General features: G+C 68.0%; 1 protein-coding gene. It reads left to right on the top strand.

The genetic code is table 11. From position 1 onward, the window contains the following. Positions 1–54: 54 nt before the first annotated feature. Entirely contained in the window at positions 55–903 is an 849-nt protein-coding gene (locus ACWDU1_RS32435) for an alpha/beta fold hydrolase (protein WP_450004232.1), read from the top strand. Positions 904–1,233: the final 330 nt, after the last annotated feature.

Below are 1,233 nucleotides of genomic sequence, written 5' to 3'. Positions count from 1 at the left end.
CCGACCGTACAATGACAGGTCACCGCTACTTGCCAGGAAGGGGTGACGACACCGATGTCAGGCACCTCAGCAACCACCGCACCCGGGCCGGTCGAGGCCCTGCACGTCGGGTCGGGCGCCCCGCTCCTGCTGCTGCACGGCGTACTGCTCTCGCCACACTGCTGGGAACGCACCGCGAACCTGCTGGCCGCCCGCTGCGAGGTCTTCGCGCCCGCACTCGCCGGGCACTGGGGCGGGAAAGAACTCGCCGACCGCCGCTACACCGCGCAGACACTCGCCGACCGGGTCGAAGCCCAGCTCGACGACCTCGGCTGGCGCACCTGTCATATCGCCGGCAATTCCCTCGGCGGCTGGGTCGGATTCGAGCTGGCGCGGCGCGGCCGCGCCCGCACCCTCACCGCCATCGCCCCCGCCGGCGGCTGGAAAACCCCATCCACCGCGCAATTCGCCGCCGCCGGCAAATTCCTTGCCCTGCACCAGATCCTCGAAATCGGCAAGCACCTGAAGGACTTCCCGGCCGAGAGCCGGATCATTCGCAGCGCGGTAGCCCACACACTGGTCAAAGACACCCGCGCCGTCCCCCGCGAAGATATCGCGGCGCAGATCCGCGCAGGCCTGCACTGCCCCGCCCTACTCCCCCTCATCGCCGCCACCCTGCGCGGGTCGGTGGTCTCCGATATATCCGGTCTCACGACCCCGGTACGCCTGATCCTCGCCGATTCCGACCGGGTCCTGCCCGCCCGGGTATACGGGCGCCGCTTTCTGCGCGAACTCCCGGAATCGGCGGACCGGATCATGATGCGCCGGGCAGGTCACGTCCCGATGCTGGAAACCCCGGAACGCGTAGCGAACCTCATCGCCGAACACATCTACGCCAGCCGCGACCATTTGCGGGCGGTGTAGTTGGATCGACCCCTCCGCGAGGGTGAGTTGGGATCGACTTCTCTGCGAACGGTGAGTTCGGGGGTGCGCCCCTTCACGAAGGGTGGGGCTGAAATTTTGGGCGGCTTCTTCGCGATGGCGAGTTGGGATGTGCCCTTCGCGAAGTGTGAGTTGAGAGGTGACCTCTCCGCGAAGGTAGGTTCGGAGGTGCCCCTTCGCGAAGGGTCGCGCTGTAATTTTGGAGCGGCTCCGCCGCTCGAGGGTGGGGCCCTATTAACCCCGGGTCTTCACTCCTCCGCTCAGTCGCTGCGCTCCCTCGCTCCGTCGCTCCAGACCCGGGGCGGGCCCCAC

The organism is Nocardia sp. NPDC003345 (assembly GCF_053589395.1).
This window is presented reverse-complemented; position numbering and strand designations above follow the sequence as displayed.